18 protein-coding genes are annotated in these 26,647 nt (G+C 61.1%); 9 read left to right on the forward strand and 9 right to left on the reverse strand.

Features of this window, described 5'->3' with window-relative positions:
• Positions 1–138 precede the first annotated feature (138 nt).
• The 4 genes from PV772_RS05900 (at position 139) to PV772_RS05915 (ending at position 4,949) form a co-directional block, all read left to right on the forward strand.
• Positions 139–1,065, forward strand: coding sequence for an ABC transporter ATP-binding protein (locus tag PV772_RS05900; RefSeq protein WP_347885615.1), 927 nt, complete (start codon positions 139–141; stop codon positions 1,063–1,065).
• A 20-nt stretch (positions 1,066–1,085) separates the two neighbouring features.
• Positions 1,086–1,937 carry an ABC transporter permease gene (locus PV772_RS05905; protein WP_141183489.1) on the forward strand — a complete coding sequence of 284 codons (852 nt, stop codon included), beginning with the start codon at positions 1,086–1,088 and terminating at the stop codon, positions 1,935–1,937.
• A gap of 273 nt (positions 1,938–2,210) precedes the next feature.
• Positions 2,211–3,626, forward strand: a complete 1,416-nt coding sequence (locus tag PV772_RS05910; RefSeq protein WP_347885616.1) for an amino acid permease — start codon at positions 2,211–2,213, stop codon at positions 3,624–3,626.
• 21 nt (positions 3,627–3,647) lie between these two features.
• Positions 3,648–4,949, forward strand: a complete 1,302-nt coding sequence (locus tag PV772_RS05915; protein ID WP_347885617.1) for a M18 family aminopeptidase — start codon at positions 3,648–3,650, stop codon at positions 4,947–4,949.
• Positions 4,950–4,951: 2 nt separating this feature from the next.
• Here the strand turns inward: PV772_RS05915 and PV772_RS05920 are convergent, their stop codons facing one another.
• The 5 genes from PV772_RS05920 to PV772_RS05940 all read right to left on the reverse strand — a co-directional run bounded on the left by PV772_RS05920 (position 4,952) and on the right by PV772_RS05940 (position 12,397).
• Entirely contained in the window at positions 4,952–5,611 is a 660-nt protein-coding gene (locus PV772_RS05920; RefSeq protein WP_347885618.1) for an acetyltransferase, read from the reverse strand.
• On the reverse strand, positions 5,608–6,771 hold the full coding sequence (locus PV772_RS05925) for a DegT/DnrJ/EryC1/StrS family aminotransferase (RefSeq protein ID WP_347885619.1): 1,164 nt from the start codon (positions 6,769–6,771) through the stop codon (positions 5,608–5,610). Before PV772_RS05925 ends, PV772_RS05920 begins: the two co-directional genes overlap by 4 nt.
• 49 nt (positions 6,772–6,820) lie before the next feature.
• Entirely contained in the window at positions 6,821–7,957 is a 1,137-nt protein-coding gene (locus PV772_RS05930) for a Gfo/Idh/MocA family oxidoreductase (protein WP_347885620.1), read from the reverse strand.
• Positions 7,958–7,980: 23 nt separating this feature from the next.
• The gene (locus tag PV772_RS05935; protein WP_347885621.1) at positions 7,981–9,558 is read right to left on the reverse strand and encodes a sugar transferase; all 1,578 of its coding nucleotides are present in this window, start codon (positions 9,556–9,558) and stop codon (positions 7,981–7,983) included.
• A gap of 145 nt (positions 9,559–9,703) precedes the next feature.
• Positions 9,704–12,397 (reverse strand): AAA family ATPase, encoded by a 2,694-nt coding sequence (locus tag PV772_RS05940; RefSeq protein ID WP_347885622.1) that lies wholly within the window; start codon positions 12,395–12,397, stop codon positions 9,704–9,706.
• A gap of 580 nt (positions 12,398–12,977) precedes the next feature.
• Here PV772_RS05940 and PV772_RS05945 point away from each other — a divergent pair.
• The 5 genes from PV772_RS05945 to PV772_RS05965 all read left to right on the forward strand — a co-directional run bounded on the left by PV772_RS05945 (position 12,978) and on the right by PV772_RS05965 (position 19,987).
• Positions 12,978–14,843: a hypothetical protein gene (locus tag PV772_RS05945; RefSeq protein ID WP_347885623.1), complete on the forward strand. Its 1,866-nt coding sequence runs from the start codon at positions 12,978–12,980 to the stop codon at positions 14,841–14,843.
• On the forward strand, positions 14,840–15,865 hold the full coding sequence (locus PV772_RS05950; RefSeq protein WP_347885624.1) for an aminoglycoside phosphotransferase family protein: 1,026 nt from the start codon (positions 14,840–14,842) through the stop codon (positions 15,863–15,865). The genes PV772_RS05945 and PV772_RS05950 overlap by 4 nt, the downstream gene beginning before the upstream one ends.
• Before the next feature lie 25 nt (positions 15,866–15,890).
• The gene (locus PV772_RS05955; protein WP_347885625.1) at positions 15,891–17,357 is read left to right on the forward strand and encodes a lipopolysaccharide biosynthesis protein; all 1,467 of its coding nucleotides are present in this window, start codon (positions 15,891–15,893) and stop codon (positions 17,355–17,357) included.
• 458 nt (positions 17,358–17,815) lie between these two features.
• Entirely contained in the window at positions 17,816–18,562 is a 747-nt protein-coding gene (locus PV772_RS05960; RefSeq protein WP_347885626.1) for a glycosyltransferase, read from the forward strand.
• A gap of 114 nt (positions 18,563–18,676) precedes the next feature.
• Complete coding sequence (locus PV772_RS05965) at positions 18,677–19,987, forward strand: hypothetical protein (RefSeq protein ID WP_347885627.1); 1,311 nt, start codon at positions 18,677–18,679, stop codon at positions 19,985–19,987.
• 273 nt (positions 19,988–20,260) lie between these two features.
• On the opposite strand, the gene PV772_RS05970 is transcribed toward PV772_RS05965, so the two are convergent.
• From PV772_RS05970 to PV772_RS05985, 4 genes are all read right to left on the reverse strand, one after another.
• Positions 20,261–21,226, reverse strand: coding sequence for a hypothetical protein (locus PV772_RS05970; RefSeq protein WP_347885628.1), 966 nt, complete (start codon positions 21,224–21,226; stop codon positions 20,261–20,263).
• A 64-nt stretch (positions 21,227–21,290) separates the two neighbouring features.
• On the reverse strand, positions 21,291–22,463 hold the full coding sequence (locus tag PV772_RS05975) for a glycosyltransferase (protein WP_347885629.1): 1,173 nt from the start codon (positions 22,461–22,463) through the stop codon (positions 21,291–21,293).
• 89 nt (positions 22,464–22,552) lie between these two features.
• Complete coding sequence (locus tag PV772_RS05980) at positions 22,553–24,109, reverse strand: polysaccharide biosynthesis tyrosine autokinase (RefSeq protein WP_347885630.1); 1,557 nt, start codon at positions 24,107–24,109, stop codon at positions 22,553–22,555.
• Between the two features lie 295 nt (positions 24,110–24,404).
• On the reverse strand, positions 24,405–26,141 hold the full coding sequence (locus PV772_RS05985; RefSeq protein ID WP_347885631.1) for a hypothetical protein: 1,737 nt from the start codon (positions 26,139–26,141) through the stop codon (positions 24,405–24,407).
• Positions 26,142–26,647: the final 506 nt, after the last annotated feature.

Below are 26,647 nucleotides of genomic sequence, written 5' to 3' on the forward strand. Positions count from 1 at the left end.
CGCCGGGGAGGACAACCCTGATTCTCCCCTGAATCATCCCTGAAACCGGCCCAAAGCGGCGCCTGCCTCGGTAGCGTGGGGAAGGTATCCGCACCCCACAACGTCCGCAGCCGTCCGCTGCCGTTCAAAGGATGATTCATGATCGAGGTAAACGGGCTGACAAAGGTCTATGGCGACAAAACCGCCGTGGCCGGTGTCAGTTTCACCGTCAGGGCAGGGCAAGTCACCGGCTTCCTTGGACCGAACGGGGCAGGAAAGTCCACCACCATGCGCATGATCATGGGACTGGACCGGCCAACGTCAGGGTCAGCGACCGTAAACGGACTGCCCTACGGGCAGCACAAAGCCCCGCTGCGGGAGGTGGGCGCCCTGCTGGATGCCAAAGCCGTCCACACCAGCCGCAGCGCCTACAACCACCTGCTGGCGATGGCCGCCACCCACAGCATCCCGAAAGCCAGGGTGCACGAAGTCATCGAAATGACCGGACTCGAGGCGGTGGCGCGCAAGAAAGCCGGCGGATTCTCGCTGGGCATGGGTCAGCGCCTGGGCATCGCAGCGGCACTGCTGGGGGACCCCCAGACGCTCATCCTCGATGAACCCGTCAACGGCCTGGACCCTGAGGGCGTGGTCTGGGTGCGGAATCTCGTGCGGTACCTTGCCGGTCAAGGGCGGACGGTGTTCCTCTCCAGCCACCTGATGAGCGAGATGGCACAGACGGCGGACCATTTGGTTGTCATTGGCCGCGGCCGCGTCATTGCCGATGCCCCCATCCGGGACATCATCGCCGGGAAGGGCCAGTCCCGGGTCCGCGTCCGCACCGACCAGCCCGACCACCTGCGCCAGCTCCTGGCCGGCCGTGGAGCATCCATTGAGGTGCCCGAGCGGGAACTGCTCGAAGTGACCGGCCTGGATCCCAGGACCATTGCAGCCACGGCCCTGGAAAACCAGGTCATGGTGTATGAACTCACGCCCCTTGTGGCCAGCCTCGAGGAGGCCTATATGGAACTGACCAAGGACGACGTCGAATACCACTCCCTGCCCGCTGCGGAGGTAGCCCACTCATGAGCTCCACGACCACTGAATCCATGCCCTCCCCCGCCGGACCGGACCCGCGCAGTGCCGGACGCTCCCTTCCCGGGCCCACCTTCATCCGGGTGCTCAACTCGGAAGTCATCAAGTTCCGCAGCCTTCTTTCGACCCTGATCCTGCTCGCCTCCACGGCCGTCGTGATGGTTGGCTTTGGCGCGTTGTCCGCATGGGGGACGGGCCAGTTCGCCGATGCGGCCACCCGGGACCCGCAGGCTGCTGCCCGGATGGCAGCACAGGGCGGAGACCTTGCCGTCAGCGTGCCTACGTCCGGCATCGCCTTCGCCCAGCTGATTCTCGGCTCCCTTGGCGTGCTGCTGATGAGTTCGGAATTTACTACCGGAATGGCACGGTCCACCTTCGCGGCAGTTCCCCGCCGCCTCCCGGCATTCGGTGCCAAGCTGGTGGTGGTCATGGTGACTTCGTTCGTGGTCACGGCTGCCTCCACGTGGGTGGCAGGACTGGTGGCGGTGCCTATCCTGGACAACTACGGACTGAAGCTGGACCTTGGCAGCTCCCAGTCGGTGAAGCTCCTTCTGGTCAACAGCATCTATGTGGCCGCCGTCGCCGCCATCGGGATGGCCCTGGGGACGCTGATCAGGAATTCGGCCGGCGGCATTATGAGCTTGGTGGGCATCTTCTTCGTGGCACCGATTGCATTCCAGCTCATCCCCGGGGACTTCTTCAAGGAAGCCCGCAAATACCTGCCAGGCAACACCGTGGAGCCTTTGACGGCCGCCCAGCACGTTCCGGATACCCTGGAGGCCTGGCAGGCAGGACTGGTCCTGGGCGCCTGGGTGGTTATCCCCGTCCTGCTCGCAGCCGTGCTGCTGAAGCGCCGGGACGTATAGGCCCGCGGGGCCGGTTTCCGCCACGCGCCCGGGGTGGCCGCGTGGTTTCGGGCACATTACAAATATGCCTGGAGGAAAACTTTTATTGCCCCTGACGGTCTCCGCTTGGAGCGCCGTCCTGTTGGCCGGAACCAGATCTGTTGGACTGCACAAAGCAAGGCGCATAATGGCGGATCTAGGGTGAGACGACGATGTGGTGCATCACACGGTCCGCCGGTGACCACCAAGGCACGTCGCCCAACCCATGCTATTTCCCAACAGGACGGCACTTCCATGCATGCTGACCAGCAACTTTCAAAGTCCCTGAAACCCAGGCACCTGTCCATGATCGCCATCGCCGGCGTCATCGGTGCAGGACTCTTCGTCGGCTCGGGGGCAGCCATCCAGCAGGCCGGTCCCGGCATCCTCGTGGCGTATGCGGCCGCCGGCCTGGTGGTCATCCTGGTGATGCGCATGCTGGGTGAGATGGCCGCCGCAAACCCCGAAACGGGTTCCTTCTCCACCTACGCGGACAAGGCGCTGGGCCGCTGGGCAGGGTTCAGCATCGGCTGGCTCTACGCCTGGTTCTGGATCATCGTCCTGGGCATTGAAGCCACAGCGGGTGCCGCGATCATGCACCGCTGGGTGCCGGGCATCGACCAGTGGGTGTGGGCCCTTGTCCTCATGGTGCTGCTGACGCTCACCAACCTCGGCTCCGTGAAGTCCTACGGCGAGTTCGAGTTCTGGTTCGCGTCCATCAAGGTCGCGGCGATCGTCCTGTTCCTGATCTTTGGCGTTGCCGCCATCCTGGGGCTCATCCCCGGTGTCCCTGCGCCCGGCCTGAGCAACCTGCTCGACAATGGCGGCTTCATGCCCAACGGTCCGGGAGCCGTCCTGGCCGGCATCCTGGTGGTGGTCTTCTCCTTCTTCGGGGCCGAAATCGCCACCATCGCCGCCGGTGAATCGGAGAACCCCGTAGACGCCGTGAAGAAGGCCGTGAAGTCCACCGTGTGGCGCATACTGGTTTTCTACATCGGCTCCATCGCCGTGGTGGTCACCCTGCTTCCCTGGAACTCCGCTTCCGTCGCCAAGAGCCCGTACGTTGCGGTCATCGAGCTGTTTGGCATCCCCGGCGCCGGGACCATCATGGACGTCGTGGTGCTGACCTCGGTCCTCTCCTGCCTGAACTCCGGCCTCTACACCGCCAGCCGGATGCTGTTCTCCCTCTCCACCCGCGGTGACGCCCCGCGCTCCTGGACCCGCATCTCCCGCCGAGGCGTTCCCGCTGCCGCCGTGCTCGCCTCCACCGTGGTCGGCTTCGTCACCGTGGGCCTGAACTACATCGCCCCGGACACGGTGTTCCTCTTCCTGGTGAACACCTCCGGTGCCATTGCCCTGTTTGTGTGGCTGGTCATCTCCGCCTCGCAGCTGGTCCTCCGCCGTCGGATGGGTGCCGCAGCGAAGGACCTTCAGCTGAAGATGTGGCTCTTCCCATACCTCACCTGGGCAGCGATCATAAGCATCGTGGCCCTGCTGATCGGCATGGTGATCGTGGAATCCACGCGTGAGTCCCTGCTGCTCTCCCTGGCGCTGGCCGCCGTTGTGGTGGCAGTGGGCGCCCTCCGGTACCGCCGCAAGGATGCGGCAGCGGACGCACAGCCCGCCGTAGCCGCCGTAGCCGCCGAGGCTGCCCCGGCTCCCGCGGAGTAGGGCGGCGCTAGACTCGGGACCATGCCTTTGCCTTCCTCTGCCGCAGACCACATCCAGGACCTTGGCGCCTTTGTCAGCGCATCGCCGTCGAGCTTCCATGCAGCGCACGAGGGAGGCCGGCGGCTGGCGGAGGCCGGGTTCACGCGCCTGGATGAGCTGGAGCCGTGGGAGGGCGGGCCGGGTTCGTTCTACATCATCCGCGACGGCGCGCTGATCGCGTGGGTGGTCCCGGAGGGTGCGGGACCGGCCACCGGATTCAACATCCTCGGCGCGCACACCGATTCGCCGTCCTTCAAGCTCAAGCCCAAGCCCACCACCGGAGCCCACGGCTGGCTTCAGGCGGGTGTGGAGGTCTACGGCGGCCCGCTGCTGAATTCCTGGCTGGACCGCGAGCTGCGGCTCGCGGGCCGGCTGGTGATGCTGGACGGTACCGAGCACCTTACGGCCACCGGACCGCTGCTCCGCTTCCCCCAGCTGGCCATCCACCTGGACCGGGCAGTGAACGAGGGGCTGGCGCTGGACAAACAGCGGCACATGAATCCGGTGTGGGGGCTGGGGAATCCGTCGGATTCCGATCTGCTGGGCGTGCTGGCGGGGTCGGTTGCCGGGGCGTCCGTCGATCCGGCGCAGATTGGCGGGTACGACGTCGTCATTGCAGACACGCAGGACCCTGCGGTTTTCGGCGGCAAGGGGGAGTTCTTCGCATCCGGGCGGCTGGATAACCTTTCGGCCACGCATGCAGGCCTGGCGGCGCTGGCCGCCCACGCCGGTTCCCGGGCCGACGGCGGTCCCATCGCAGTGCTGGCGGCCTTCGACCACGAGGAAATCGGGTCCAACTCCCGCTCCGGTGCGTGCGGGCCCATCCTTGAGGACGTGCTGGTGCGCATCTCTGACGGCCTGGGCGCGACGGTGAGCCAGCGGCGGCAGGCCCTGGCGGCGTCGTTCTGCCTCTCTGCCGATGCCGGCCACGCGGTGCACCCGAACTACCCCGAGCGGCACGACCCGGCCAACCACCCCGTGCTGAACGGCGGCCCGCTGCTGAAGATCAACGCCAACCAGCGGTACGCCACGGACGCCTTTGGTGCCGCGTTCTGGGCCCGGCTCTGCGGCGAAGCCGGGGTGCCGTACCAGGAGTTCGTCTCCAACAACGTGGTGCCCTGCGGCTCCACGATTGGCCCGCTCACCGCCACCCGGCTGGGAATCCGGACCGTGGACGTGGGCGTGCCGCTGCTGTCCATGCACTCCGCGCGCGAGTTGTGCGGCGTGGAGGATCCGTACCGCCTGGCTGTTGTCACGGAGCTGTTCTTCGGGACGGCTGCGTAGGTCTAGTGCACCCTTCCATGTTGGATCAATTCGTGGTTGACCTCGCGGGCAGGTACGCCTGCCCAGGTTTCCCCATCCGGGACGTGGCTCAGTACGGCAGCGCCTATGCCGATCGTCGCATAGTCTCCGACTGACGTTCTTTCCCGAACGCTCGAATTCAAGCCGAGGGAGGCGCCCCTGCCGACCCTGACTCCACCCCCCAAGGAAACGCCGGCGGCTAAGGTAGCAAAGTCGGACACATCGTCGTCGTATGAGAACGTCACGTGTGGCATGGCCACCACGTGCGCGCCCAGCGTTACGCCGGCAGTCAGAGTTACGTTCTGAAGCAGGATACTCCCGCGGCCAATCCGGCATCCCTCCGGGTAGTGGGCAGAGGGGTCTACTGCTGTTGCGTACCGTGACTCGTTGATTCCGAGCGAAGCGAGCCTCGCAACTACAGCCTCCCGTTCCCGGCTTGGCGCCACGCACACGAGAAGGAAAGCGTGTGTGTAGTGGGGAGCATCACCGATGCTCCCCAGTACCGGCGCTCCGTCCACTGTGACACCGGCCATTTCGTTGTCGTCATCGAGCAACCCGACGACGTCGTACTGGCCACTTCCGCGGACCATTGCGAGAACCTCCCGGGCGAGGCCCGTCGCCGCGACCAGTATCAGCTCGCTCATATGACTACCGGAGAAGCAATATTGCGAATGGCGTTAATCACGCGATTGATGCTGGTGGCATCCAGTTCATGGAACACCGGAAGGACCAAAGTCCGGTCGCTGAGCCGCTCACTGTAGTTGAGCCGTATGTTGCCAATATCCCGCCACCTGTAGGCGGGCTGGCGGTGAGCAGCGTAGGCCCCTCGGCGCGCCGTTACGCCCGCATCTGCCAAACGCTCCACCAACGATTCGCGCGTAGCGGGGAACGCCGGCAGGACTTCCACCCATAAGGCCTGGAAATTGGTGGTGCCGTAGGGCGGATCCGAAACAAATCGCAAACCTTCCAAACCCGAGAGCGCGCCGGTATAGATACCTGCAATCCGCCGTCGGCGTTCCACCATGGCCGGGAGGCGCATCAACTGGCAAAGGCCGATGGCTGCCTGGAGATCAGTCATCTGGTAGTCGAAGCCGACCTCCAGGCACACCTCCCTCGACCGAAGTGGCTGATCTGTATCTTCAGGCGCGAGGTTGCTGCCATGGGTCCGCAGGGACCTTGCCCGGGCCGCCCAGTCGGCCCGGCGGGTAGTGAGCATCCCGCCTTCGCCGGTGGTGAGGATATGATCCGGGTGGAACGACCAGACCGCAATGTCAGATCCCGCGCCCACCGGCTTACCCCTGTAGAGCGACCCGATCGCGCAAGCCGCATCCTCTATCAATGTGATCTCGTGTCGGTTGCAAAGTTCCCGGATGGGGTCGAGATCCACGGGTACACCGGCTTGGTCTACGACGATAACCGCACGCGTGTCCAGGGTGAGGGCGGCATAAATTGTTTCTACCGTAACGTTTCCTGTAGCCGGATCAACATCGCAGAATACCGGCCGCGCGCCCACATAGGTGACGGCGTTTGCCGTTCCCACGGCAGCAAGGGAGGGGACCACCACATCATCACCTGGACCGATACCGGCCACCACCAGTGCGAGGTGCAACGCCGTCGTGCAGCTTGACGTCGCAACGGCGAACCGGGCTCCTTGCGCAGCTGCGAAAGCAGCCTCGAATTCCCTGACCTTTCTGCCCTGGTTGAGGTAACCCGAATGGACCACGTCCGCCAAGGCGTCGACTTCCTCTTGCCCGAGCCAGGGCTTCACCACATCTATCCTGGCAACTACTGCTTCAGTAGCCACAAGACACCAACTTTCCTTTGATGAGCAGGACGTCGACCAACAAGTTCGCTTAGGTTGGCCACAGCACGCTCTGAGGCCAGTCATCGGCCAGACCGCCGTGAGTGTCGCCAAGCGGGGACACTACTCCCGACACTTGGCCATCCAGGCTTCTGCTCCGGGAAACGGCTTCCAGCACGGCCAGGATTCTTGAGGTGGGTGAATTTGGGGAGTGACCGTCGTTCTGGCGACGTATGTTGCGCGAAAACGCATCAGCCATCCGCTCCATTGTTTGCTGTTCAACGGACGGCCCAGTGCCGTCTTCGCCGGGTAGTTGAAGAAGATTGAGCTCAGGGACAGGTGGGGTTGACAGCTTCTGTAATGCAGGCGAGGAAGGATCGTAGACGCGCAGGCGCTCTTTTTGCACCCCCGCGTCCCATACAACCGTGAGGCGGGTACCAGCTATCAACAGTTGGTGGCATTTAGAACGGCTTAGCCTGTTGACGTGAAGATGAACCGGAGCATCATTCGGAAGCCTGAAATATATGTGGCCTACACAATCCCGCCCTGTGCCGAGAGGGTCACCACCGAATGCGGAGACGTCCAGCGGAGCAAGCCCGCCCGGTAACACTTCATCCATTACGGCGAAGCTGCGGGGTGCAAGATCCCAGAAGACGTCCCTTTCCGTGTTCAGAAGATTGGTTTCGGAAAGAAGGGCTTCAACAAACATGATGTCACCAAGCGAGCCGGCATCAATCAACTTTTGGATCTTTTGAATGGAAGGTTCATAAGAGTGGGGCCGGCCTGCCATCAGGACCAAGCTGCCCATTCTCGCTTCCGCCGCCATCTCCTGTGCGTGCGAAAGGCTGTCCGCCAAGGGTTCGTCGGCGAGGACATGCTTGCCGGCCCGCAACGCTGTCATGGCGGTCCCGTGCCGGGCGCCAAGCGGGGTGGCAATTGCAGCGGCGTCGACCTCAACGCAATCCAACAGTTCATCTATCGTCTCGAAACAGGGGACCGTTCCAAGTTGCTTTCCCATGATGCTGGCCCTGTTGACGTCTACGTCGCAGATGGCTGCTAATTCCCAATCCGGGCAAACCTGAAAGGCTCTGGCCAGCCCAGCCCCTCGCGGTCCGGCACCAATCACAGCGATAGCGAGCTTGGTTGCTGGCGCACTGTGAAAACCAAAATCGCCTGGCACTGCATTCATCGCGTTCCCTCCCTATCAAGCCATTAGTAGGCGCCGGAAGGCTGGACAACGGCACGGAAGGTCCGCCACAGAATCAGCAGGTCCCCGGCGATCGACCAGTTTTCGACGTAGTACAGGTCCAGTCGGACGGCTTCGTCCCACGAAAGGTCAGAGCGGCCGTTTATTTGCCAAAGACCTGTCAGGCCCGGCTTGATAAGGAGGCGCCGGTGAGTATGACGCTCGTAGGCGCTGACCTCGCTGGCGAGTGGGGGTCGGGGCCCCACAAGGCTCATATCGCCTAAGATCACATTCCACAGCTGCGGTAATTCATCCAACGAATACTTACGCATCCAGCGCCCGCATCTCGTGACGCGCGGATCGTTGTGCATCTTGAAGAGAACACCGGCCCCTTCATTTTCCTTCGCCAAGGTTTCCAGGCGCTGCTCGGCGTCGACCACCATAGACCGGAATTTGTACATTCCGAACGTCCGCCCATCCTTCCCGATGCGCTCCTGGCGAAACAGAACAGGGCCCGCGCTGTCTTTCTTGACGACGACGGCGAGGAAGAACAGAATCGGCGACAGGGCAATGAGTGCACCGCCCGCAAGCACCACATCCACTGCCCGCTTCAGGATGTGCCTTCCTCCGGAATACTGGGGGATGTCCACATGCATAAGCGGCAGACCCTCTACAGGGCGCCAGTGGATACGGGGACCAGCGACGTTTGTCAAAGTGGCCGCAAGGACCATCTCCGCCGAACATTCCTCAAGCCTCCAGCCCAGTTCACGAATGAACCGGTTTCCCCCGGGCAGGGGGCCTGCGATGATCACCGCGTCCGCAGTGGCGAGACGCGCTGTTCTGGGAATGTCAGCCGTAGAGGACAGGACCGGAACCAGCTTGTTGTCCACGCGGAGTCGGGCTCCACGCCTGGAGCCCGGGAGGCAGACACCCAGGATTTCGTATACCGGGCCCGACTTCTTCTCAATCTGATGGACGACGTAGCGGACATCCTCGGGTTCGCCGACGACGATGGCTCGGGAAAGGTGGCGCCCTTTCGCCTTTTCCCTCGCCAGCCTACGGCGAAACACCCATCGGTTGGCCGTAAGGGCAATGATCCCCGCCGGCAGGGAAATCGTCGCCAAGGGGGCGCCGCCCTGGATCGAGAAGATCACGGCGGCCAGGGCAAGAAAACCAAAGACACGGAAGGTAGCTCCCGCTACACGCTTATACTCATCGGCTCCTACACCGAGGACTTTGGGGTCGCGTGTCCGCTGAACTTCCAGAGCTGCTATCCAAATGAGAGCTACTGCCGCGGAGGCTGCAACTCCGGTTTTGGATCCTTCGCGGAACATCCCGCTGCTAGCCAGCTCAGAGCCCAGGAATACGGACCCAGCCACCAACAGGGAGTCCGTAATTCTGAGGAGGTTGATGTGGGTCGCGATCCAGTCGGCCGATGCCTTGCGTCCCTTAGCCGGCACGGCTACCAGGCTGGCAGGCTGGGGGGAATCGATATGGCTCCTGCGGACAGGAAATCCGTTGTCCAAGTTGCCGGTGTAAAGCGGTCGGCCTGACCCGCCGAAGGAGATCGGGTTTCGTTCCCGGGAAATAGGTACTTCTGCCATCGTGGCCCCTAACGGATGTTCACCGGAGTTGTGACTTTGACGCAAAGTTAGCTGTGGAAAGCATCAAGAAACGCGTTCTGCCCGCTTCGCTGTGGATCCTGCCGAGGTATGTTGTGGGAAATGCGGGGACCTGCAGGGAAACTCATCACAGGACCGGAAGGACGTATGGCTCCGGGAGTGAGTTGGCTTTCCCTGCTGCAAGGGCGGTGAGCTGCGCCCGTGACTCGACGCCGAGTTTTCGATAGATCGCAGTGAGGCGAACTTCCACCGTCCGAACGGAAACAAAAAGAGTGGCCGCAATTTCCTTGTTTCGCATGCCCCTTGCAACCATTGTGGACAAGACACGCTCGTGGTCAGCCAGCAGCAGCATGGCAGGATTTCCCTGCGGACCCGGTGCTTCCACCCTCTCGTTAAGCAGAAGGGAATCCACCTTCTGGAGCCAGGCATTGGCGCCGATTTCATCGAAAATAACCTTTGCCCGCATCATTTCGTCCCGGGCATCACGCGTTCGCCCGAGGGCTTTCAGCCGCTCCGCATAGCACAGCATCGTCCTGGCCCGCTCGAGCAAGGACTCATGTCGGTTCCGGTCTTCGAGCGCCTGGGCAAATAGCTGGAGGGACTGTTCACCGTCTGCCAAAATTGCTCGACTTCTGGCAAGGGCTGCCATCAACCACGGGGAACGGAGTCCGACTGACCGGCTTTCAAGGCTGGCAAGAACCTGGGTGGCCTCCTGGTGGCGCCCCAGCCGCACCAAAACCTCAATAAGGTCTGCATCGCACCGCAGCAGTGTGGGGTTTGTGAAACGCGAACCAATTTCGGCCGCGCGGGAGAGCTGGGCGAGTGACTCCGCTAAGTCGCCGCGCAGCAACGCAAAATGCCCCTGCCACGACGCGAGCTGGGCAGTGGTGGCGGCATGGCTCTCGACGCCGGCATGCCGCTGCGCTTCTTTTGCGTAGCTCCGAGCCATAGGCTCATCGCCCAGCGCATGCGCCCGCCAGGTACGGAATACAAGGCGCATGCCGCGATGGTAGGTGGATCCCGGCACTCGCTGTTCAAGCTCGTCGATGAGTTTGACGGCCGTACGAACGTTGCCTGCCCTGATCTCGTTGTCGGCCGAAAGGAACAATGCTGTTTCGCGCCAGTTGCAGTCGGCGTCCGCTGCGGAAGACCGCACCCTTGCGAAGATCTCCTGCGCTTCACTGTGCCTTTCGGCGTAGCTGAGGGCGCGACCATGAATGAGCAGGCCTGCGATGGTGCTATCCCCACCAGGGGTATGTTTGGGATTCGCGGATTCCGCGTCTCCGCCAACACTTTCGGCCAGTACCTTGGCACGTTCGGTGATTCCTCGGCATTCTTCGGACGCAGAATCCTCGAACTTGCTCGCGTATGAGAGTATTTCCCTCGCGTCTGAGAGTTCCCATCGCTCGGCATAGTAGACGGCGGCCATGGCCAGCAATCTCGCCGCAAACGACGGGTCGTATTGGCCAAATTCCTTGACCAGGCGCAGGACCATGGCAGAACGTATGGCTGCACCCTGGATGAACTCGATTTCAAAAGAAAGCCCGGTCAATCGCAGGATGAGAGCAGGGTTCCTGGTGATCCGTTGAGCCCACTCCACATATCGGCTGGCATATACGAATTCACCCCGGTTGATCAGCAGCTCAGCCACAGTCGAAAGGCGAGCAGCGATTTCTGCCTCCCACGGATTGATGCTCAGCGCCCGCTCAACGTACTCGAAGGCGAACCGAACTTCCCCAGCCCGGATGAGATCTGCCGCTTGGCGCAGCAGCCCGAACGGCGTCTGCCGCTCCAAGGCTGTGAAGCTGAGGTGCCACTTTCGTGCGTGTGGATCCGCGGTTTCCGAAGCTTTTGCCAATGCCCCGTGGTAAGCCGTTCGGACTGCCGGCGTCATTGATGCGAAGATGTAGCCACGCAGCAATTGGTCGCGTATGCCCACGAAGGAGCCCGTCCGCCGCACCAACCCCACGCCCAGCAACTCCTCCACGCCGGACCACACGTCGGGGTTGATGCGTTCGATTGCTGATATGTCGCTTCGAAACGACAGGGACAAGAGATTCAGGACATTACGCGCGACCTCCGTAAGGCCACCTACAGCAAGGGCGAATTCAGCCTCAAAACTGCATTTGGCGGCAAGGGGAACGGGGAGAGCAAACTTTCCCTCAGCGTGCCGTTCCAGCAACTGATTGTAAAGTTCAACGGCGGCGAGCGGATTGCCGCGGCTCGCGCCGGCGACTGCGTGGATGGCAGCCTGGGCAGCGTGCCTGACGGGGAGTGCCTCAAGCATTTGCACGGTCTCGCTGTAGCTTAAGGGCTGGAGCTGAAGGACGGGCAGGCCGGAGAAGGGGCTTTCGGGAATCTCCTCCCGAATGCAGAGAATGAGTGCCATGTCCGTTCCCGCGAGGCGGCGCGCGAGGAAGCCAATCACTGCCTGGCTGCTCGGGTCCAATTGGTCTGCATCGTCTACGACAATGACAGTCCTGGAAGAAGAACGCTGATGCAGACCCCTGAGCAGCAGAGCGGATATCGCAGGCGGATCCAGCGTTCCGGCCGCGTCCCGCAGGATCTGGTCCCCGATTCCGTTGAGGACAGGGTCGTCCAAGGCATTGAGGAGAGCTGTTAGTCCTGACATCGGCCACGCCGACTCGAACACGCTTGCCCCGAGAAAGACCGTCCTGTAGTCGGTCAGGTGCGGAATCTCGGAGACGAGTGCTGACTTGCCGATTCCATGGGCACCGCTCACGGCAAGGGCGGTGTCCTTTGGCCCTCTGATCACGGACAGGAGCCTGTCCAACTCCCTGCTTCTTCCTGCCAATGACATGGGTCCCCCAATTCTCGAAGAAGGAGACCAGCATTCTTTCGTTGTTGTAGTTTCGGATCTAAACACCGCCCTGTGCGGTTATGTAGATAACCGTCAGATGCAGCCTGCCGGCGCTTTTTCTCCGCCGGCACGGTACCCAGCCGTAGTTGAGAATATAGCGTTATATCAGGATCGAACGCTAGAGAAATGTTCTCTTGAATTTCATCAAGATTTCCCCTTGTTTCCATCCGAAAGGGTGCACCTCCCCCTAACTACCTAGTGGATGACGGCCGCTTCATCCCCTACCTAACGGGACACGTCGCCTTGTCCCCCCTATACTTACGTACTTTCGTTCATGCCCCTCCCTAAAAGCGAGTACTCACTACTCGTGATGCTTACTCCCACCTGGCGTAAGCTCACCAGACGGCTAGAGAAGTCCGGACGGGGCAACACTGTGGGGCATCGAAACTGGGAGTCCTCACTCCCTTGCCGGACCACTGCGCAGAGTTGCGGAACCAACATTTCTTAGGGGGTTTGTGAATTGACGATATCTTCCGGGTTTTCGGATTATGGTGCCCTCCCTAACCAGCCTGCAAGTCCTTTGCCGGATGCATCCACGCAGATTTCGGTCGAAGTAAACGACGTATTAGCCGACGCATTTAGTCTTCTCGAGAATAGTGGCTGCCCGTGGATGCTGTTGCGCGGCGAAGAGGATTTAGCCCGCCCCTCTGGAGATGTCGATCTGCTAATTTCCGAACCTCTATTGCCTAACATCGATCGCATCTTGGAGGAGGCGGGCTTCTGCCGGGTGCTGGCTCATGGACATGGAACTCACCGCTTCTATTTCCGCTACGTTCCGGATGTTGACTTGTGGATAAAGTTGGATGTCGTTTCAGATATTGCCTTTGGGAAATTCCAGGAGCTGCCGACTGACCTTGCCGCCGGCTGCTTGCAGCGCCGTGTTGCCCTCGGCCCACTGCGACTGCCGGAAATGCGGGACAAGGCCTGGCTCCAAATCCTGCATCTGGTGCTGGATAAAGGACTCATCGCACCGGAAAGAGAAACGGCCGCACGGGCAGCAGCTGCCGTAGCTACAGCTTCTGGTCCAGTGGCATCTTTCCTGGACGGAAAGTTCGGCGACTTAAAGGCGCAAAGCCTTCTTGATCTGCTACTTTGCGGCAATTTTCAGGAGGTTCCCGCAACGGCGGAGTGGATGGCCAGCAACTGGAGCGGGCATACCTCGTTTGGCAGGAGGATCACATCGTTGTCCAATGCAATCCTTCGACGAGTAGGACCGCACCTCAAGGGAAGGGGGCCCGTCGTCGGGGTGCTCGCCCCGGACGGAGCGGGTAAGACAACCCTGCTCGCCGAACTTGGCTCGCATACTCCGCTGCCTTCTCGCTACGTCTATATGGGTCTTTGGGCGAACAGCCCTTACGACCCATATATCCGGAAGGTTCCAGGCGGCGTGCTTGCCAGGAAAGTCTTCCGGATACTTCGGGGTGGCCTTACCGCGAGATACGTATCCCTGCGAGGTCGAATCGTCCTTATGGACCGGCTTGCGGAAGATACGCTGTTGCCCAGCCCGAAAGGGAAAAGCCGCTTGGGTGCCCTGACAGACAGTCTTGCCCTGCGACTTCAGCCGACGCCGGACATTGTGCTGGTCCTCGACGTCCCGGGGGAACTCATGTTCAGCCGCAAGGGCGAACACAGTCCCCAAATACTCGAGGAGTGGAGGCGGGCATATTTGAGTCTTGCCGCGAATCTTCCTTCGGCGCGGATGGTGGATGCCAGCCAAACAGTGGCTGACGTCAGACGGGAAGCATCAAGGTTCCTGTGGCACACCCTAAACGCTAAATGGTCAGCGGAATCCGTTGGTTCGGCGGCGCTGCCGTTGCATCTGTGGACCTTGATCGACTGGAGGTTCCTGCTTCCGGTCCCACTGCCCGGGAGGGTGGGCTACGGTGGCAGCGTCCACCAGGACGTAGTCGAAGCCGTCAAGCTGCTGGACCCCACAGCCAGCAGAGTTACCTCAGACAGAAGTAAGCAGGCACGGGAATTTGACCTGGTTCTCCTCTCGGAGCCAGACGTGTCGCTGCTCGAGAACGGTATCCGCTCCCTGCAATCAGGGGGATGGATCTGCCTGCAGATAAGAAGAAGCAACGCTGTGGGATTTGGACCCCATACTTTGGCCGGGTGGAAGCGCTCGCTGGAGCAGTCCGGTTTCGACGATGTACACGTCTACTGGCTGGTACCAACTCTCAAGCACCCAGAGCGAATAGTGCCCACCGACGCTGAAGCTGCCGTCAGGGATACCATCGCCCATTATTCGAGTACTCGGTTCGGTAGGGTAAAGGCCCCTATTGCCAGGATGGCACTGAGGCTGGGCCTGTTCGACATGGCTGCCCCGGCCGGCATCGTGATTGGTCGATGCCGGCTGGGCACCGGGGGTGAGGGGTCCGAGTGAGGTATTTCGACCAACTCCTCCGCGATCACTTCAGTGAACTGGCGCTTGAGTCCTTCGGTTTGAAGGGCAAGTGGACGACTCTCCTGCTCACACCGCAGTTTGTTACATCCCGGCATGTGGTGGCGTTGGTCTTTGCCGAGGGCGCCGGGGAGCCCGCTTTGGTAGTGAAGATCCCGCGCCAACCCGGAGACAATGCCAGTGTGCGCAAGGAAGCGGATGTGCTGCTTCAACTCAAGGCCCTTGGTGTGGGGTCTGAACAGGGGGCGCCGGAGGTGGTCGGGGTACTCGACGTTGCCGGACAAACAGTGCTTATCGAGACGGCCGTGACTGGCACGCTGTTGGAACCACATCTGGTCTTGGAGAACTTTCAACGGGTCCTTGAAGCAGGTGAGCACTTTGTGGCGGCCCTCCCTTGCACCAAGAACGTTTCGGAGAATCCGGATTGGTACGAGCGGACGATCGGCCAACCACTGGACGACCTTTCTTTACTGGTGGCTGGCGACAGCGAAGTCGTCGATCTCATAGAGCGCACACATCAAGCACTCGTCCCTCTACACGAGGAAAAACTTCCGGGCGTTGTTGAACACGGTGACCTCAGCTACCAAAACTTATTCCTGCAGAGGAATGGCCGGTTGCAAGTGGTGGACTGGGAACGCTCGCAGCTCGACGGGTTGCCCGCCCACGATCTCGTTTTTTACCTGCAATATATTGGTCAGTCGCGCGAAAAGGCGCAGGCTTCCCGCCAGCGTCAGCTCTATGCTTTCGATCACGCCTTCAGTCCGGGAGGTTGGGCAATTGACCCGGTGACCAACCATCTTCGCGGCCGTGGCGTTGATACGGGATTGCTTCCGTATCTGGTCGTCGCTACGTGGGCCAGGTCGACGGCCACAATGGCGTACAGGCTGGCGAACCAGGGAAGCCATCCGGTGGACTCGGAGCGCCTCAGGGCGGCGGTCACCTCCGACAGGGATTTCTGGCTTTGGCGCCATTCGGTCACTGATTGGCCGCTTCAGGCTCTCTGAGGGGCCACGGAAAGGTTCTCAAATCATGACTACTGCTGCTGATGGACTGGCGAGGATCGGCTTCAAGGGAGCGATCTGGCAAGGTATTGCGCTTGTGTCCGGCAAGGGGATTGTTCTCATCACGACGATCGTCCTGGCGCGTCTGCTTTCACCGGAACAATACGGTCTGGTAGCTGCGGCCCTGGTTCTCATGGCCTATGTGGAGACGGTCGCAGATGCGGGCGTGGCGCAAGCATTGGTATATCTTCCCGCTTCTGCAGTGACAGCGCGGTCGGCGCTCCTCGTGTCGGTGCTTCTTGGGGCAATGCTTGCCATTTTGGCCATATTGGCGGCGCCGTGGATCGGGGAGCTGTTTCAGCTGCCCGAGGTAGCACCCTTAGTCCGCGTGCTGGCGGTCTCCCTGCTCGCCACTGCGCTCGGGGCAGTCCCCGAAGCGCTGCTGAGGCGTGACCTGCAGTTCAAGAAACTGGCAGTTGCGCCGGTGCTGCGCGCCTTTACGACTGGCACGGTCAGCCTGGTCCTTGCTTTCGCAGGGTACGGAGCGTTTTCGTTGGCTGTGGGAACGGCTTCTGGATCAGTCGCTTATGCCGTCGCCTGCTGGTTCCTGGTCCGTCGCTCGGCTCCGTGGCAAATCTGGCGGGTTGCCAAGGATGCGATCCGTGCAACTATCAAATTCGGCGTTCCGGTGGCTGGGAGCAATTTACTGGCGCGGCTCATCTTCGACGTAGATTACCTGATCATTGCAGCCGTACTGGGAGCCCAGGCTCTCGGTTTCTACACGCTGGCGTTTCGTCTTCCTGAGGCACTCATAATCAACGTGTTCTTCGTGCTTTCCACTGTCCTCTTTCCCCTGTATACCCAGGTCCAAGACCAGCCCGGCCGACTGCGCGACGGCTACCTGAGAGGTGTCAGGATCCAGGCCCTTTACGGGATGACGGCGGGTGTAGGTCTGGCCGTATTAGCGCCAGTGGTGGTGCCCCTGGTTTTCGGCTCAAAATGGAGCGCGTCTGTCGTTCCCCTGATATTCCTGTCGCTTTATGCTGCGGCGCGCTCGCTTGGAGCTGGGGCGAATGATGTGTATAAGGCAATTGGTCGTCCGGGCATTTCCATTGCCTTCTCAAGCATCCGGCTGGCTGTGCTGGTTCCCGTCCTGCTGCTAGCCGCCCAGTGGGGGATTATTGCGGTCGCGATGGCCCAATTGGTAACCGCTGTCGTTTTCGCTCTTGGCATGCAGACTGTGGCTGCGAAAGTGCTGGGAATACAACCCAAGGCATTGCTGAACTCAATCTTCCCTGCCCTCGCCTGCAGCGCGATTGTTGCAATGTGCGGGCTAGGCCTTTTTCTCCTTCCCTACGTTGGTGGTGTGGCCACTACCGGTCTGGTGGTGGCCACCGCCGTCGGCGCCGTGTACGTCGTGCTCCGGTTCTGTTTCGCGCCGGTGCACAACGAGCTTCTGGTCCTCCTGCGCCGAAAAAGTCACCAGCCTGCGTGAGGCCCGAAATTAAGCCAGGGGAACGATTCAAGTGGTCCGAGTCAATCTGAAGATGGAGTGACATGAGAGAACCAAAAGACACTATCGACGCAGTCCGCCCGCAGATTCCGGCGAGCCTGATTCTTGTCGCGCCACGGGTAAATTCGGGAGGCGTCGGCGATTACGCGGAAGATTTCATTGCTGCGGCAATTCCCTACTTTCCTCGCTTCCGGGAAATCCGGACTGGCGGCCCTGGAGATGTGCGACTTCTCGACCTGTTCCGGTACCGGGCTCAGTTGGCTGCGGAGATCGAGAAGGCGGCACTCGAGGGCGGAGTGGTTGTCCACTTCGAACTGTCCGCAGCATCCGTGGCCCCCTTTTGGCTGCTGGCAGGATGCTCCCCGCACGTGATCACCTCCGCCACGGTCCACGACCCTCCACGGGCAGTGTGGTGGCCCTTTCGAGTAAATGCTGTGGCCATGAGAAAGTGGCTCCACCACGGCATCCATCTTCCGCTTCGCCTTATGAGTAACGGACTCGAGCAGTGGGCCTTGAGGAACACCACATTATTCGCGCTTAGCAACGTCGGAGCGCGGTCTCTCCAGGACACGTTCCCGGGATGCAGAGTACTGTCTGCCCGGCATTTTGTCCCGACTAAGGCCGCCTTAAAGCCAGTCTTCGATCGGCCACTGGCGATAGGGCTGTACGGCCATGCGGCGAAAGGCAAAGGATTCGAACGACTCGTGGAACTGCGTGCCGCCCTTCCGGCAGACGTGCATGTAGTCGTGGCGGGACGCGGAACGGAGAGGCTTCCGCCAGTCCCCGGAGTCAGCATCCTTGGTGCAGTTGAGGGCCCGGAGGAGGATGTCTTCTTCGAGTCCGTAAGGGCGATCCTTTTGCCCTATGACAAAACAAGCCGGTTCTACGGGAAGATGCTGCCGGCTTCCGGTGTGGCCTCCCGCGCGTTCGCGTACGGTACGCCGGTCCTCGGCTTCGACTCCGGAACCCTGGGTGAAGCAGCCAAAGCTGGAGGACTGATAGCGGTCCCCAACTCTGTGCAGGAGCTCGCCCGTGAGACCTACCGGGTGATCACCGACCAAGCGGAACTTGAGCGCATGGAAAGTGAGATCGGGGAGCTTCAAAAGGAGCAGTCAGTCCGCAAGGTCGTCATGCCTTTCGTTTCCTTTTGGCGGGAAGCTGTGGATGAGAGGCAGCACAACAAGTAGCCGCTGTGGCTATCCACATACTCCCGCCAAGAACCTATGGGCCGGGCGCACCCCGGATTAGCGTGGAAGACGAGCAAGAAGACACTTTTATTGGCAGCCGGAGAGGATCTGCGCGTGGAGGCTCTTTATCTTGGATTGGGGAGTGCCGCAGGCCTGCTTGCCCTCGTGGCACTGCTAACGCACCCCGAGCGTCGCACGGCACTTTCGTTCTTGCTCGGCGCGTCCGCGGGCTTGGTTGGCGTGCAGGTTTTCCGCATCCATCTATTCACGATCTTGGCGGTGATTTGGCTTTTCATCCCGCAGGGTGCCGGTAACCGGAGGTCCGCCAAGTTCCTGGTTCCCCTTTGTTTTTCCGCAGTCTTGTTTGCTTCCACTGCGCTACTCGGAGACTTGGTCAACAGTGCCACCCTGGCGCTGCAATTGCTCGGACTTGTCGCGTCCGCTGGGATAGTGGTGCTCCGGTCAAGCCGAGATGATGCAAAGGCCATGCTCTGGGGCCTCCTCGTCATGTCAACTATCGGTAGCGCAGTCGGTCTTTTGCAGGTCTTCAAGCTTGTGCCGAGCGATCTGTGGCATCTTCAGATCAGTGCCATCGGGCGTCCAACCGGCATCTACCCCGAGCCCGACTGGCTGGGTATGTACGCCGGCGTAGGTGTCATTCTTAGCTGGCGCGTGGCTCTATCCAGGGCGGGGAAGGTTATCTTCAGCCTCACAAACTTTATGGTGCTCGTCTTGGCAATGGCGCGCGCTTCCTGGGTGGCCCTGGTCGGAACCCTCGCGCTGGTCTTGTGTGCCGCAGTTGTTCACCGTCTTTCCCACGCGGCCAGTCCCAAGATGAAGGGACCCAGAAGAGGCCGCCTGGCTGCCGTAGGCGCAGCCGTGCTGGCATCCACGATTGCCCTGACGGCGGTTCCACAACTTCAGGAAGATTTGGTGCGGCGGGTTTCGACGATGATCGGAACCGTTCAGGAGGATGACATCTCCGGGCAGGCGCGCATCAGGCAAAATGATTCGTTGATGACTCTCGCTGACTCTGTGCCGGTGTACGGACACGGCATTAGCGCGGCTGGCCGTGTGGGTGCGTGGGGACAATTTGATGCGGTGGGTGAGGCGCAGAACAACGTGGCCAGCAACTGGATCCTGGGCATGTGGGTTGACGGAGCGTGGTTTGCGGTACCTCTGGTCGCATTCCTCGTCACCCTTGCATTGATCAGGCTTCGGACCATTCCGGGTCAGCTCCTGACGTTTTGCCTCATTAGCAGCCTCTTTTCGAACGCAGTCTTCTTCCCGATAACTTGGCTCTTGGTCGCACTGGCAATTACAGCGCATCGGCGCCGTTACTCCGCGCCCGAAGCTGCTGTTTCCCCGGCCGTACCAGCAGCTTCGGGGCCCTTTACGCTTCATGCAACTCGGGTTCAGTCTTAATTAGGGCCTCTCTCGGCGGACGGCAGTCCTGGTACTGCAGAGAGCCGCTCCCTACCAACATCGCCCGCACCGCTGTACCCTCCCATAATCTGTGCCGGGCAAACGGGTCCAGCTAAAGCGCCGCATGCGTCCTAAAGCCGTTGCAAGGTAAGTGGCGCTGCCAGGCTAGAAAGACCCCTACGAGGGCGGAATGGGGACGGAGCCCGCCGCGGTCGTTTGGCGCAGAAAACATCGGGCAGCCGTTGCCCTTAGCTCAGATGGCGATGGCAGGCCTTATGGTTCCGCTTGGAGCCAGCTTCGGTACAGCGATGCCCAACCACTCGACGCGCCCTCGTGAAAGAGTTTGCCGGCTAGGGCTGCTTCGGTTCGCCCGTGGGCCACTGCATGGTCAATAGCACTGATCCAGCCATCGATGGATGTTCTCCGATGTTCGCCTGATTCCATTACCAGGAGCTTGGACTGGGCGCCGTAGAGTTCGCGAAGGCTTGTTCCCGCTCGTCCCACGATAGGAACGGCCTGCTCCAAGGCGCGGATAGCAATCCCGCTTTGGTAGAAGCGCCTATAGGGGATGATGATCGCGTCGCTGGTCGAAATCAGCTGATCAAGCTCGTCTTCAGGCACAAAGCGCGCCACGACCGTCCAACCGCTAACGGCTGGCCATCCGCGGCCGACAATCTCAAGCGTGTACTTCGACGTGAGCCTGGTGGCCAGCTCCTCAAGCAATGCGACATCCCGATCCGGCTTATATTGTCCAAGCACCCGGATTATTGGCGGCCCACTGTCTCCTTTGACCGATGGGAACCCTTGCATCGCGTCATGCACTGGAAGCATGGGATGGGGCAACAGGACTACGCCGTCGCCCAGTCTGAGGCCACGCATGGCCTCAGCTGCCTCACTGCTGTGGACCAGTGTGCCGGGACGTCTCCTGAGGTGTGCCGCAAGTCCGGCTAAGAGGCTGCTGCTGCCCAAGGACCTCACAAGCGGGCGCGGATCGTGGTAGACGATCATCCCTGAACTGCCGCAGGTGAGCTTGACTGTAAAGAGGTCCACGAACCCCAGTACCGGCCATGTCACGAGCACTTTGCTCGGTACAGCACTTTGGCGGGCGAGGCGTCCGGCCGACACCAGAGCTTGGGTATAGGAAATAAGCCACTGCAGTCGGCCGTTTCCGGACTGCGACGGTTCCGCGACGGAAATGACCTCTGTCTCGGCCCCGCTGTCCCGAAGATGAGCGCACAAGGCAGCAGTGTAGTGTCCAAGCGCAACACCAAGCGGGTTGACCACAATGACCCGCGCCGGCTCCCTAGCGGAGAGTGGACCGGAGGTCGCTGGCTCCGTGGATGTCATTCCTGTGCCCCTCCTCCCCCTTCTCTGACTTCTTTCCATTGATAGCGTCCCGCATGGCGCTCTCGTAGCGCATGCATACGTCCGTCCAGTCGTACTGGGAGGCGGCCCGCTTCTTGTTGGCCTCCCTGCATTTGGTCCGTTCGTCGTCATCCTTCAGCATGCGTTCCACTGCCGCCTTGATTGCCAGTGGCTCGGGAGGGACCAGGTATTCGTCCGAACCGAGGACTTCTGCGTTATAGGGCGTGTCGCGGGCTATGACCGGTGCTCCGCAAGCCATGGCCTGGACCAGGGCGGGGTTTGTCCCTCCGACGCTGTGGCCGTGGAAGTATGCACCGGCATGCTGCCAAAGTGACAGAAGCTTTTTGTCATCGCTGAGATGGCCCAGCCAGTCCACATTGGGATGCTCGCTCAACCGCCGCGCAGCCTCATCCAGGTCTCCGCCGTAGCCCGTCGATCCTACAATCACCACCCTGTGATGTTCGGCAAGATGTTGTGCCGCTTCGAAGAATTCTGACACTGTGTTCTCCGGAACGAACCGTGCCACCATAAGCACGTATTTGTCGTGTTCATATCCGGCGACAACGTCACTTTGGGCGGGGACTAATCCGCCATAAGGGATGAACACGCTGTCGCGGCCAAATTCCTCCCGCCACCGCCGCTGGATTTCCAGCGAGTCGCTGACCAGGATGGTGCCGTATCGGGCCGTCATCAGGGCGCCGAGCTTGAAGACGAACTTGGCGATACGGTTCCATTTGGCTCGTTCCCATTCAATGCCGTCAACGTTCACAACACTCGGTATTCCCCGAAGCTTGAGCAAGGGCAGGAAAAACCCGTTCGCGACGTTCATTACCAAGGCAACTTTGGGCTTGTGCATCAGCGAATGCAGAACCGAAGTCAGTCCAAACGACAGGGTGCTGAGGGACTTGCTTTCCAGCCCCCAGGTCCTCGTTGTGCGCACCCGCAAATCGCGTGCCGCGTCGTCGTCCTTCGTTTGTCCCTCCCGGCAGTAGACAGTCACATCCCAGCCGTTTTCCGCGAGGAAGGGAGCAAGGTGACGGACGGCCGTTTCAAAGCCCCCGTAATAGCTTGGGTAGCCACGTGTTCCGATGACAACCACAGATTTGGACATTCGGTCTCCTCAGAGAGCGTGAAGGCAGCGCCCACGAACGATAGCGGGCTGTTATGGCATAGAAATGCGGGGAAAGCCGGGCACCCTGCCTACGACGAGGGGACGCTTCTCCGGGACTTTTCAGAACCTGGCAACGGAGCAGCAGGTGGATGCTGGGCCGTCCTGGGACCATGAACGGTGGACGGGGCATGGGTCGCGGGCAGGGGGGCCGCCTCTGGTTCCGGCGTGTAGTAGGTGTACCCGTCGAACTCCTTGGAGGGAAGGCCGTTGATAAGCGTTCCCAGGATTCCGGCGTTGACCTTTCGAAGGTTTCCAAGGGCTTTCCGCAGTTGATCCGTTGTGGTTCGGCCGGCCCTGACCACGACTATGGCGCCGTGCGCGATGCGCGTGAGGAGTACTGCATCCGTTACCGGGAGCAGGGGCGGGGCGTCGATGATGACGATGCCGCGGTCTGCGAGGGAATTTACAAGATGCCGCATTGCATGCGAGCTGAGCAGTTCGCTCGGGTTCGGCGGGATCCGGCCGGCACCCAGGATTGAAAGGTTTGGCAGATCACCGCGCTGTTGAAGAACATCATCCAGTTCAGCTTTTCCGGTGAGTATGTCTGTGACGCCTACACCGGGAACGAGGTCGAAGATTTTGGCAAGGCTCGGGTGCCTAAGGTCCCCGTCAACAACAACCACCTTTTCACCCGCTGCCGCCATCGTAGCGGCCAAGTTTGCCGCCACGGTGGACTTCCCCTCCCCGCTCACCGAGCTTGAAACGACGATGATGCGCGGCGGGTTGTCGACGTCGAGGAACGCCAAGTTGGTGCGAAGCTCACGAAGGGACTCCGCAAACGCCGGACTTTGCGCCCCGCTGCCTGGCTTCGCGGAGAGGCCTGCTGCCGAGTGGTGGTCCGCCTTAAGCTTTGCTTCCAGGGGAAGGGCTGCGATCACAGGCAGGGATGAGAGACGTTCGACGTCGTCGGCGGTGCGGAGACGGCGGTCCAAGTGGTTCCGCAAAAGGGCGGCTGCACAGGCCAGGACAAGGCCGCCTGCAAAGCCAAAGAGCGTGGCCAGTGCCAGCCCCGGCGAAACAGGCTGGGTGGGAACAGTGGCTGCATCGAGCGGGATCAGGGACAGTCGCGGGATTGCGGGGGAGGCTGGCTGTGCAGAGGCGGCTGCCGCTTCCCTGTCGTGAACCTGTTTGGCTAATTCGGCGATCCAGGCGTCTGCGACCTTCTGGGCAGTTGCCGGGTCGTCAGACTCCGCCTTGACGAACACCTCAGCCGAATCAAGCGGGACATTTACAGTGACGTCTTTTAGCAGGTCTTCGCTTGTTTGGGTCAAGCCCAAAGAGGAGCGGACGTTGTCCGCCACGAGGCGGGACTCAGCCAGGGACTTGTAGTTCTTGGCCCTGGCCTTGGCGAGTGTGTCACCCTGCAGCAAAGTGCTCACGTTGTCGGTTCCCACTGCAAGGACGACGGCAGAGGCTTCCGCCGCGTACACGCGCGGCTGGAGTGCGCTCCAAGCCATCACTGCAATTGTGATGCCGAGGGTCACGGCGGTGATCGACTTCCAGTACGTGCGGGCCACCCGCACGTAGTCCCTCAATCCCATGCCTGCAGCCTTTTCATCGCTGCCGCCCATCTCCTGATTGGTCAAGACCTCGATCCCTTCTGTGGGTTGAAGCGCCGGATAGGCGGCCTCAGCAAATGGCCCCGGAACGGCCGGGTCTTTGCGAATTACCACTTCTGCTGTCATTGATGCCCCTTTTCCGGCGGGTGCCTGTGTCGTTGCCTGACGAACGGCGTGAAGCAACGCTATGGCGATGGCGGCGGACGCGATCCGTCCTACCTGGGAGGATGCGGGCACGGGGGGCGAATATTGTGGATACTGCGGGTAACTGCAGGGTTTGCCTGGGGCACAGCCAGGCAAACCCGGCAGTTGGACGGGTGGATTACGGTGCCGGCTTCAGCGCCGTCTGCCAGGCTCCAGCGGACTTACTGGCGGAAAACGTCCAGGTACTGGTGCCACTGGCTCCTGCTGCGGACTGGGACTTGTCCGCTTCTTCGGTAATTTGCCCGCCGGCTGCTTCCCAGCGCTCGGTCCAGCCGGGGGGAGGTGTGACAGCAGGCGTCGCACTGTCGTACCCGACCCCGCCGATAATCAACGCTCCGGCGCTGGAAGTGGTAACGCTTGCCACCGTGATGCTGGTCCCGGCGGAGACCGCCGTGGCAACGCTGGTGTCCAGGGGTGTGGTGGTGTTGACTCCCCGATATGCGGTGATACCGCCACCCCACTTCACCGCCGGGCTGGTGGTCCACGAATACGAGCTACCGTCGCCGGTTCCAACGACGTGGTAATACGCGAATACTTCTGCCCCGGTCCAAACGCGGAGACCGTTTACGATCGGCGTCCAGCCAGGTGGCACCGAGGCGATCGCAGGGTTCAGGTCGGCGGTGAAGGATGCCACTAGCACATCGCCTGCCGCCGCTCCCGCGGGTTTAGGCAGCGTGACGGTGGCTGCCGTGCCGGAGTAGCTGCTGGTTGTACCCACTGCTGTAATACTTCCTGTGGGTGTGGGTGTGGGTGTGGGTGTGGGTGTGGGTGTGGGTGTCGGGCTCGGCGAAGGCGCTGCACCCAGCGGCCGGTCCGAGTACCAGTATCGTTTTGTGGCATTGTTGCTGGCCATGACTACCACGCCCGTTGTTGCGTTGACGCTTTGCTTGGTCGTGGTGACGTCATTCATATTGGCAGACGCTCCATCCTGGATGATCGGCGTTCCGCGGCCGGTACCGAAAACCGGGCTGTCCATCGATGCCGTCTTCTCATAAATGCTTCCCGGAATGCCGGAATACGCGCAGCCCGACACAGAGGTGGAGGGTGCCGTATAAAACGCCCGGACCAGATTATTTGCCGTGTCAAGAAGAATCTGCGGTCGAGTGACGCAGTCTGAGATGGTAGCAATGGTCGTGCGGGTGAAGGAACCGGTTCCAGGACGGAAAACCAGCAGCTGGAGCTCCGGGAGCGTTCCGTCCGAAGAGATGTCGTTCAGGCTCGTTTTCACTGCCGCATAGACGCGCCCCTGGGAATCCGCCATGAGGGATTTTAAGTTCAGATGATCGTCGGCTTGGCCTTTGCCCTGTACAGCCGGCTGCACATTCCACGAGGAGGCCGCGGTGGGTGAGGTTCCATCAGTGCGCCGGGCCCAGTAGACCGCATCCGTACGGTGATCGGTCCACATCACGCCGATCTTATTGGAGCCATAAGCCACGACTGCCGAGATGTCATCCGGGGCAGGATTCGGATTGGAAACAGGAAGGACGAAAGGCGTCCCCCAACTGGTTCCTCCCGGAGCGGAGTAATTGACATAGACCGTGTTGGTATAGCCTGCAGCAGAACTCCCGGCGACCTGGGTCCACGTTGCCCAGATGGCCCCGGTGGTGTCTTTGTCAATGGTCATCGACTCACTGCTGTTGTTGGTGATGGTGGTGGGAAAGCCCGCGTCGAGGGTGTATTTGCCGCTTGAATAGCTGTATCGGTACAACTTGGCCGGCTGTCCCGGCACGGAAGGCTGGGTACTTGCATCCCCAGACACCGTCACGACGTGGGACGCGATATACAACTTGTTTCCGTCCCAGAGGGTGTCCGCCAGGGTGTTGCCCCGGTTGTCGTTGAGGATGCCTGTATCCACCCACGCGTTGGACGGCCTGTCCAGCTTGAAGATATGCCATCCGCTGCCTGTGGCCCACATATCTGCCCACCAAGTGCCGTCGTTGAACCACAGCTTGCTTTGCGGTTTGTCGGCGGTGGGCGGGTTGGAGACCCCGGAGTAACTGATGCTTTGGAATCCGTAATTTTCCGCTGCCCGGGCACTGTTGATCCCTGCAACGAGGCTTAGCAGCAGGGCGACTGCCAACGCCAGGGATTGGACAACGACGGCTCGGGATTTTGCTATTGGCATGTCGGTTCCTTGCGCACAGGTTTATGAACTCTTCGGGTGGCATCCCCAGCCTGTGCCGGACATCCGCAAGCGGATACAGAGATTTAGGGCCAACGTAGTCCGCGTGCTCTGGTTGGGACAATAGGGTGTTTGCGGCATGCGGGCGTTAGGGAGTTGCGGGGCCGTTCTGCTCTAGCGGAAGAGGAGCGCTGCACCTTCGCGGCACGGGTTTTCCACATAGAAGGCCTTGACAGGTC

It is taken from the genome of Pseudarthrobacter sp. CC12, from assembly GCF_039907755.1.
In the GTDB taxonomy this organism is placed as follows: domain Bacteria; phylum Actinomycetota; class Actinomycetes; order Actinomycetales; family Micrococcaceae; genus Arthrobacter; species Arthrobacter niigatensis.

What these genes read in the sequence shown, in the direction of transcription:
- PV772_RS05900 (WP_347885615.1), top strand. Translation starts at nt 139, where the DNA reads ATGATCGAGGTAAACGGGCTGACAAAGGTCTATGGCGACAAAACCGCC.
- PV772_RS05905 (WP_141183489.1), top strand. Translation starts at nt 1,086, where the DNA reads ATGCCCTCCCCCGCCGGACCGGACCCGCGCAGTGCCGGACGCTCCCTT.
- PV772_RS05910 (WP_347885616.1), top strand. Translation starts at nt 2,211, where the DNA reads ATGCATGCTGACCAGCAACTTTCAAAGTCCCTGAAACCCAGGCACCTG.
- PV772_RS05915 (WP_347885617.1), top strand. Translation starts at nt 3,648, where the DNA reads ATGCCTTTGCCTTCCTCTGCCGCAGACCACATCCAGGACCTTGGCGCC.
- PV772_RS05920 (WP_347885618.1), bottom strand. Translation starts at nt 5,611, where the DNA reads ATGAGCGAGCTGATACTGGTCGCGGCGACGGGCCTCGCCCGGGAGGTT.
- PV772_RS05930 (WP_347885620.1), bottom strand. Translation starts at nt 7,957, where the DNA reads ATGAATGCAGTGCCAGGCGATTTTGGTTTTCACAGTGCGCCAGCAACC.
- PV772_RS05935 (WP_347885621.1), bottom strand. Translation starts at nt 9,558, where the DNA reads ATGGCAGAAGTACCTATTTCCCGGGAACGAAACCCGATCTCCTTCGGC.
- PV772_RS05940 (WP_347885622.1), bottom strand. Translation starts at nt 12,397, where the DNA reads ATGTCATTGGCAGGAAGAAGCAGGGAGTTGGACAGGCTCCTGTCCGTG.
- PV772_RS05955 (WP_347885625.1), top strand. Translation starts at nt 15,891, where the DNA reads ATGACTACTGCTGCTGATGGACTGGCGAGGATCGGCTTCAAGGGAGCG.
- PV772_RS05960 (WP_347885626.1), top strand. Translation starts at nt 17,816, where the DNA reads ATGAGAAAGTGGCTCCACCACGGCATCCATCTTCCGCTTCGCCTTATG.
- PV772_RS05975 (WP_347885629.1), bottom strand. Translation starts at nt 22,463, where the DNA reads ATGTCCAAATCTGTGGTTGTCATCGGAACACGTGGCTACCCAAGCTAT.